Source organism: Siccirubricoccus soli (assembly GCF_024178315.1).
GTDB lineage: Bacteria > Pseudomonadota > Alphaproteobacteria > Acetobacterales > Acetobacteraceae > Siccirubricoccus > Siccirubricoccus soli.
Window position 1 is genome coordinate 1 of sequence record NZ_JAMZIK010000227.1, and the last position, 7,073, is coordinate 7,073.

The following is a 7,073-nucleotide window of genomic DNA, read 5'->3' on the forward strand; positions in this document are numbered from 1 at the left end:
ACAGGCGGTGCGACGCCCCGGGCAGGAGCGCCCCCGGCCCCCCACGACGCCGCGCAGCGGTGTCGTAGGGAATAAATCAGCGGCCGAAGGCGCGCTTCAGCTCCGGCGCCAGGATGTCCGTGCGCTCCCAGGTGAAACTGTCCTTCGCCTGGTCCGGCACCCGGCCGAAATGGCCATAGGCGCTGGTGGGCACGTAGATCGGGCGGTTCATCCGCAGCATCTCGCGGATGCCGCGCGGCGAGAGGTTCACCGCCTCCTGCACCACCCGGGCCAGCTTCGCCTCGTCCACGTCCTTGCCCGTACCGTGCAGGTCGAAATAGACCGAGAGCGGCTTGGAGACGCCGATGGCGTAGGACACCTGGATGGTGCAGCGATCGGCGAGCCCCGCCGCCACCACGTTCTTCGCCACGTAGCGCGCGGCATAGGCGGCGGAGCGATCGACCTTGGTCGGATCCTTGCCGCTGAACGCGCCGCCGCCATGCGGTGCCGCGCCGCCATAGGTATCGACGATGATCTTGCGCCCCGTGAGGCCGGCATCGCCGTCCGGGCCGCCGATGACGAATTTGCCGGTCGGGTTCACGTAGAACTCCGCCTCCGGCACCTCCCAGCCCCTGGGCAGCACCTCGCGCACGATGGGGCGGATCAGTTCCTTGATCTCCGCCTGCTCCATCCCCTCCTCGTGCTGGGTGGAGACGACGACGCAGGTGACGCCGACCGGGCGGCCATCGACATAGCGCAGCGTGACCTGGGACTTGGCGTCCGGCAGCAGGCCCTTCGCCCGCTTGTCGCCGGCATGGCGGTACTCCGCCATCTTGCGCAGGATCTGGTGCGCATAGGTCAGCGGCGCCGGCATCAGCTCCGGCGTCTCGTTCGTCGCATAGCCGAACATGATGCCCTGGTCGCCGGCGCCTTCGTCCTTGTTGCCGGCGGCGTCCACGCCCATGGCGATGTCCGCGGACTGGCCATGCAGATGGTTCTCGAAGGAGGCATGGCGCCAGGAGAAGCCCTCCTGGTCGTAGCCGATGTCCTTCACCGCCGCCCGGACCTTCTCCTCCAGGCTGAACAGCACCGCATCCGGCCCGCGGACCTCGCCGGCGAGCACGATGCGGTTGGTGGTCACCAGGGTCTCACAGGCGACGCGGGCATAGGGGTCGGCAGCCAGGAAGGCGTCGAGGACGGTGTCGGAGATGCGGTCCGCCACCTTGTCCGGATGGCCCTCGGAGACACTCTCCGAGGTGAACAGGTATTCACCCTTGTCGCGCATGGCGTGATTCGGCCTCTTGTCGCGGAGAGCCGGTCGCCCCGGCTGGCTGCCCCCGGATGGGGTGGCGCTGTTTCGCAGCCAGGGGGTGGGGGGTCAAGGCGAGAGTGGCCCGAAGCTGCGAAACGGTACGTGAATCCCGCGGCAAAGCCGCAGCCGGGACGGGAAATCCCGCCCGGACGCCGCCTCACCCCATGCCGAGCACATGCTTCATGTCGTACAGCCCCGGCGCCCGCCCCTGCAGCCAGAGCGCGGCCCGCACCGCCCCGGTGGCATAGACCCGCCGGTCGAAGCTCTTATGCGTCAGGATGATGTGCTCGGAGGCAGCGGCGAAGAGCAGGCTGTGCTCCCCCACCACTTGGCCGCCGCGCAGCGCGGCGAAGCCGATGGCGCCGGTCTTGCGCGGGCCGGTATGGCCGTCCCGCCCGCTCTCGATCCCGGCTTCCTCCATGCTGGTGCCGCGCCCCCGCGCCACTGCGCGGCCCAGGGCGACGGCGGTGCCGGAGGGGGCATCCACCTTCTGCCGGTGATGCATCTCGACGATCTCCGCGTCGTATTGCTCAGCCGGCAGGGCGGCGGCCATGCGCTCGGCGATGGCGAGGAAGAGGTTCACCCCGGGGGCGAAATTGGCGGCGTAGACGATCGGCGCCTGCCGCGCCGCCTCGGCCACCGTCGCCTCCTGTTCCGCCGAGAGGCCGGAGGAGCCGAGCACCAGCGGCTTGCCGGCCGCGACCGCCGCCCTTGCATGCGGGATGGCGGCGGAGGCGTGGGTGAAGTCGATCACCACGTCGCTGGCGGCGAAGAGGGCGGCGGGGTCGTCCCCGCGCTTGCTGCCCCCGGCGCGCGCCGCGCCGGCGGCGGCCACTTCCTCGGCCAGCAGCTTGCCCATGCGGCCGGCGATGCCGGCGATGCCGATGCGGATGGCCATGGCCCCCTCCCCCCTAAGGTTCAGGGCCCGTCATGCCTCCCCTCGCCCAGCCTCGCAACCCGGTGGGTTTTCAGCCCCGGGCCGCGCCTGGCCGGGCCCTCAGCGCGTGGCCGCCACCGGATCGCCCGAAGCCCGCCACGGCTTTGCCGGGGCGGGCTGTGCGAGGCGTCAGTGATCCAGCGCTTCCGGGGTCCCCGCGGCGGCGCGCAGCGCCGTCGTGGGGCTCAAATAAGTAGGCCCTCCCAATAGGGGCGCTGGCCGTAATGGGTATGCAGCCGTTCGCCCCAGGCGCGGTCGCCCCAATCCGGGGCCTCGGCCGCGGTGAAGCTCGGCCCGGATTCCAGCTTCGCCTTGTCCAGCCCCACGCGGTAGCCGCCCAGCGCCACGTCATAGGTCAGCACCGACCAGGGCAGCGGGTAGAGCTTCTCGCCGAAGCCGAGGAAGCCGCCGAAGGCCAGGACAGCGTAGGCGACGCGGCCAGCGCGCTTGTCCAGCATCACCGTCTCGACATGGCCGAGGCTGTTGCCTTCCAGGTCGAAGACCGGGGTGCCGCTGACCTTCTCGGCGGCGATCAGGGTCGCGCTTTCCTCGATGGGCACAGGGCCGGCAGCGACGACCGAGGTGTCGGGCATGAAAGGCTCCGTCAGGGATGGAAGGGGGGGCGGGCGGCGGCGCGGTTGGGACCTGATCCGCGCCACCGCCTGCCAGGGCCGCCGTCTGGGGGGGGAAGTGCGGCGGCCACCCCAAGAACGACGGAGCCCTGCCCCGGTTCCCCGTCCGAGTCGGCCCGGCGCCGGCGATTCAGGCTTTTTCCACCGTCCCGCCGGCCTCCACCCAGTCCTTGAAGCCGCCGAGATTGCGGACATCGGCATAGCCGAGCTCCTGCAGCACCTTGCCGGCGAGCGCGGCGCGGCCGCCGGAGGCGCAGTAGGTGACGACCACCGGCTTGGCCAGGTTCGGGTCCCGCTGCGGGCTGTGGGGATCGACGCGGAATTCCAGCAGGCCGCGCGGAATGGCCAGCGCCCCCGGCACCTTGCCGGAGGCGGCGATCTCCGCCGGCTCCCGCAGATCGATGAAGACCGCTTGGCCGGACTCCTGCAGGGCCTTGGCCTCGGCGCCCGAGATGCGGGGCACGGCGGCGTTGGCGGCGGCGAGCATGTCCTGGACCGTGGTGGGCATGGCGTTGTCTCCTCTCCCGGATGGTCGGGAGGGGCAGGCTAGCCCGGATCGGGCCGCAGGCCACACTCCCGGCACCGCCCAGCGGCAGCGCCGGCGGCCGGCGGGCCGGCGGGACATGCGGCGGACCGCCGCGCCGCCTATATGCGCGGGATGGAGCCCCTCGCCCTCTACATCCATTGGCCCTTCTGCAAGGCGAAGTGCCCCTATTGCGACTTCAACTCCCATGTGCGGGAGCGGATCGACGAGCCCCGCTTCGCCGCCGCCCTGCGGCGGGAACTGGAAGCCGAAGCCGCCCGCGCCGGCCGCCGCCCCCTGCGCAGCATCTTCTTCGGCGGCGGCACGCCGAGCCTGATGGCGCCGGAGACGGCCGCCGCCCTCATCGCGGATGCGAAGCGCCTGTTCGACGCGCCGGACGATCTCGAAATCACCCTGGAAGCCAACCCCACCAGCGTGGAGGCGGCGAAGCTCCGCGAATTCCGCACCGCCGGGGTGAACCGCCTCTCCCTCGGCATCCAGGCGCTGGAGGCGGACGCGCTGCGCTTCCTCGGCCGCCAGCACAGCGCGGCGGACGCGGTGGCGGCGCTGGAGAGCGGCCGCGCCACCTTCCCCCGCCTCTCCTTCGACCTGATCTATGCCCGCCCGGGCCAGGGCGAGGCGGCATGGCGCGCCGAGCTGCGCCAGGCCCTGGCGCTGGCCGCCGACCACCTCTCGCTCTACCAGCTCACCATCGAGCCGGGGACGCGCTTCGCCACCCAATATGCCCGCGGCGATTTCGTGCTGCCGGGAGAGGAGGACGCGGCGCGGCTCTACCGGGCGACGGTGGAGGAAGCGGCGCGCTTCGGCCTCGCGCCCTATGAGGTTTCCAACTACGCCCAGCCCGGCGCCGAGAGCCGGCACAACCTCACCTATTGGCGCTATGGCGACTATCTCGGCATCGGCCCGGGCGCGCATCAGCGGCTGACCCTCGCCGACGGCCTCTGGGCCGAGCGCCGCCACCGCGCGCCGGAGGAATGGCTCGCCCGCGTCGAGCGCGACGGCCATGGCCGGGTGGAGGCGGAGGCGCTGGCACCGCAGGACCGGGCGCGCGAGCTGCTGCTGATGGGGCTGCGGCTGGCGGAGGGCGTGGACCCGGCCCGGCTCCTGGCGCGCAGCAGCCTCGGCCTGGCCGAGGCGGTGGACCCGGCGATGCTCGCCGCCTGCCTGGACGAGGGCTATCTGGAATGGATGGAGGAGGGGCGGCTCAGGGCCACCGATGAGGGGCGGATGCGGCTGGACGCGATGCTGCCCGTCCTGCTGCGGTGAGGGGCGCCCGGCGCTCACCTGCACGGGGGAGGCACGGAAATCCGGTCAGGCGACTCCACCTGACCGGGTATTTTCGCCATTATTTTGGCCAGCTTCTCCGCTCCGCTCGCTGAAGATCCAGGGAGCTTCGCGGACAGGCGCCAGAGCAGCCTCCGACCTGGGATCATGGCGTGATCCATCAGGTCGGAGGCTGCTCTGGATCTTACGTTTTCCAGAGCAAGACATCCGCTCAGGTGATGCCACCTGATCGGATGTTGCTCTAGGCGCGGCGGGCCTTGCGGGCGGCGTAGCGGGCATCGCGGGCCGCCTTCTGCTCGGCGGCCAGGGCAAGGGCGCGGGCCTTCTTCTCGGCGTCCAGGATCTCCGCACGGGTGCGGGTCTCGGCCTCCATGGCCGCCTGGCGCGCTGCCTCTTCGGCTTCCAGGGCCGCCTTGCGGGCCGCCTCTTCCGCCTCGCGGGCAATCCGGGCGGCCTGCTCGGCGGCCAGCCTTTCCGCCTCGGCGGCGCGGGCCGCCTTGCGCTCGGCGGCGCGCGCCTCGCGGGCCTCGGCGGTTGCCTTGCGGGCCGCCTGCTGCTCAAGAACCGCGGGGTCATCCGCGGCCGGCCGGGCCCGGAACTTCTCCAGAATGGCCTGTTTCGAAGCCGATGCCGCCTTCAGACGATTATTGAAGTTGTCGTTTTCATAAGAACGCATGAGCGCCGCTTATCATCTAATACTTCTCTTGCATAGAGCAAAGCTAGATTTGGCAGGATTTTCCTCGGCGAGGCGGCAGCTTCAACCCACCGGCCTGGAACTCACACCGGGGAGGCGCTGGGCAGCAGTGCCGCCACCCTGGCGGGGTCCAGAGGCGAGTCCGTGGTCCTGCCTCCCCTTTCCGGTGGCGTTCCCGCCCGCCGCCTGTTTCCTTACCCCCGCCCCATCTCCAGCGCCCGCGCATAGACCTGCTTCCGCGGCAGCCCCGTCGCCTCCGCCACCATCGCCGCCGCATCCCGCAGGCTCATCCCCGCCGCCAGCGCCGCCCGCAGCCGGGCCTCCAACTCCTCCTCCGGCGCCGCTTCCTCCGGCGCCGGCCCGACGACGACGACCACCTCGCCCCGCGCCGCCTCCCGCCCATACCATTCGGCCAGCTCGGCCAGGGACGCCCGCCGCACCTCCTCGAAGCGCTTGGTCAGCTCCCGCGCCACCGCCGCCGGGCGGTCGGCGCCCAATCCCTCGGCCAGCGCCTCCAGCATTTCGCCCAGCCGGTGCGGCGCCTCGTAGAAGATCAGCGTCGCCCGCAGCCCGGCCCGCTCCGCCGCCCGCAGCCGGCCGATCTCCGCCGCCCGCGCCGCCCCCTTGGCCGGCAGGAAGCCATGGAACAGGAAGGGATGCGGCGGCAGGCCGGAGAGGGTCAGCGCCGTCACCGCCGCATTCGGCCCAGGCACCGCCGTCACATGCAGCCCGGCCGCGATCGCCGCCCGAACCAGCCGGTAGCCGGGGTCGGAGACCAGCGGCGTCCCGGCATCGGAGACCAGCGCCACCCGCTGCCCCGCCGCCAGCCGCGCCAGCACCCGGGGGGTCTGGGCATCCTCATTGTGTTCGTGCAGCGGGATCAGCGTCACGGAAACGCCATGCCGCGCCAGCAGCGCCCCGGTTACCCTGCTATCCTCGCAGAGGACCGCATCCGCCTCCCTCAAGGCAGCGAGAGCGCGGGGGGAGAGGTCGCCGAGATGGCCGATGGGCGTTGCCACCAGGGTCAGTCCGGTGGCATGGGCCGTCGGCACCGCAGGCCTCTCGGCCGCTTGGTTCTCGGCCACCGGGTCGTCAGGAGGATCGCTTGCCTGTTCCGTCATCCCGCCCGCCCGTCCTTGCCCTGCTGGCTTTCCTGCCGCTGCTCGCCTGCGCCCCGCAAGCCCCCCGCATCGCCGCCCCGGGCTATGCGCCGCCCGCCGCGCCGCTGGTGCAGGAGGTGCCGCGCAGCCGCGTCGGGCTTCTGCTCCCGCTCTCCGGCGCCAACAAGCCGCTGGGGGAGGCGATGCTGAACGCCGCCCAGCTGGCCCTGTTCGACCAGGCGGATCCCGGCATCGAATTCCTGCCGCGCGACACCGGCGGCACCCCGGCCGGCGCGGCGGAGGCCGCCCGCAGCGCGCTCTCAGCCGGCGCCCGGGCCCTGGCCGGGCCGCTGACCCTGAACGAGACCGCCGCCGCCGCCGGCCCGGCCCGCAACGCCCATGCCCCGCTCATCGCCTTCACCTCGGATGCCGACCAGGGCGGCGGCGGCGTCTGGGTGCTGGGCATGACGCCGGGCGAACAGGCGGAGCGCATGGCCGGCGCCGCCGCGGCGGATGGCGCGCGGCGCATCGGGCTGCTGGCGCCGGATGACGAGTTCGGCCGCCGCCTCGCCGGCGCGCTGCGGGCGAAGC

The 7,073-nt window shown here is 72.4% G+C and carries 8 protein-coding genes; 2 read left to right on the forward strand and 6 right to left on the reverse strand.

Features of this window, described 5'->3' with window-relative positions; translation table 11 throughout:
* Positions 1–76: 76 nt before the first annotated feature.
* The 4 genes from metK to NJ376_RS26960 form a co-directional block, all read right to left on the reverse strand.
* Positions 77–1,264 (reverse strand): methionine adenosyltransferase, encoded by a 1,188-nt coding sequence (gene metK, locus NJ376_RS26945; RefSeq protein ID WP_252956451.1) that lies wholly within the window; start codon positions 1,262–1,264, stop codon positions 77–79.
* 184 nt (positions 1,265–1,448) lie between these two features.
* A complete protein-coding gene (gene dapB, locus NJ376_RS26950; protein WP_252956452.1) occupies positions 1,449–2,189 on the reverse strand; it encodes a 4-hydroxy-tetrahydrodipicolinate reductase in 741 nt (246 codons plus the stop codon).
* Positions 2,190–2,413: 224 nt separating this feature from the next.
* Complete coding sequence (locus NJ376_RS26955; RefSeq protein WP_252956453.1) at positions 2,414–2,821, reverse strand: PRC-barrel domain-containing protein; 408 nt, start codon at positions 2,819–2,821, stop codon at positions 2,414–2,416.
* 169 nt (positions 2,822–2,990) lie between these two features.
* The gene (locus NJ376_RS26960) at positions 2,991–3,368 is read right to left on the reverse strand and encodes a rhodanese-like domain-containing protein (protein WP_252956454.1); all 378 of its coding nucleotides are present in this window, start codon (positions 3,366–3,368) and stop codon (positions 2,991–2,993) included.
* A 150-nt stretch (positions 3,369–3,518) separates the two neighbouring features.
* On the opposite strand from NJ376_RS26960, the gene hemW reads away from it, so the two are divergent.
* Entirely contained in the window at positions 3,519–4,670 is a 1,152-nt protein-coding gene (gene hemW, locus NJ376_RS26965) for a radical SAM family heme chaperone HemW (RefSeq protein WP_252956455.1), read from the forward strand.
* 259 nt (positions 4,671–4,929) lie between these two features.
* Here hemW and NJ376_RS26970 read toward each other — a convergent pair whose 3' ends face one another.
* Positions 4,930–5,364 carry a DUF6481 family protein gene (locus NJ376_RS26970; RefSeq protein WP_252956456.1) on the reverse strand — a complete coding sequence of 145 codons (435 nt, stop codon included), beginning with the start codon at positions 5,362–5,364 and terminating at the stop codon, positions 4,930–4,932.
* Between the two features lie 212 nt (positions 5,365–5,576).
* Positions 5,577–6,503, reverse strand: coding sequence for a 16S rRNA (cytidine(1402)-2'-O)-methyltransferase (gene rsmI, locus NJ376_RS26975; protein WP_370288713.1), 927 nt, complete (start codon positions 6,501–6,503; stop codon positions 5,577–5,579).
* On the opposite strand from rsmI, the gene NJ376_RS26980 reads away from it, so the two are divergent.
* A partial coding sequence (locus NJ376_RS26980; protein WP_252956458.1) for a penicillin-binding protein activator occupies positions 6,488–7,073 on the forward strand: 586 nt, incomplete at its 3' end. The two genes, rsmI and NJ376_RS26980, sit on opposite strands and share 16 nt — an antisense overlap.

What these genes read in the sequence shown, in the direction of transcription:
- metK (WP_252956451.1), bottom strand. Translation starts at nt 1,264, where the DNA reads ATGCGCGACAAGGGTGAATACCTGTTCACCTCGGAGAGTGTCTCCGAG.
- dapB (WP_252956452.1), bottom strand. Translation starts at nt 2,189, where the DNA reads ATGGCCATCCGCATCGGCATCGCCGGCATCGCCGGCCGCATGGGCAAG.
- NJ376_RS26955 (WP_252956453.1), bottom strand. Translation starts at nt 2,821, where the DNA reads ATGCCCGACACCTCGGTCGTCGCTGCCGGCCCTGTGCCCATCGAGGAA.
- NJ376_RS26960 (WP_252956454.1), bottom strand. Translation starts at nt 3,368, where the DNA reads ATGCCCACCACGGTCCAGGACATGCTCGCCGCCGCCAACGCCGCCGTG.
- hemW (WP_252956455.1), top strand. Translation starts at nt 3,519, where the DNA reads ATGGAGCCCCTCGCCCTCTACATCCATTGGCCCTTCTGCAAGGCGAAG.
- NJ376_RS26970 (WP_252956456.1), bottom strand. Translation starts at nt 5,364, where the DNA reads ATGCGTTCTTATGAAAACGACAACTTCAATAATCGTCTGAAGGCGGCA.
- rsmI (WP_370288713.1), bottom strand. Translation starts at nt 6,503, where the DNA reads ATGACGGAACAGGCAAGCGATCCTCCTGACGACCCGGTGGCCGAGAAC.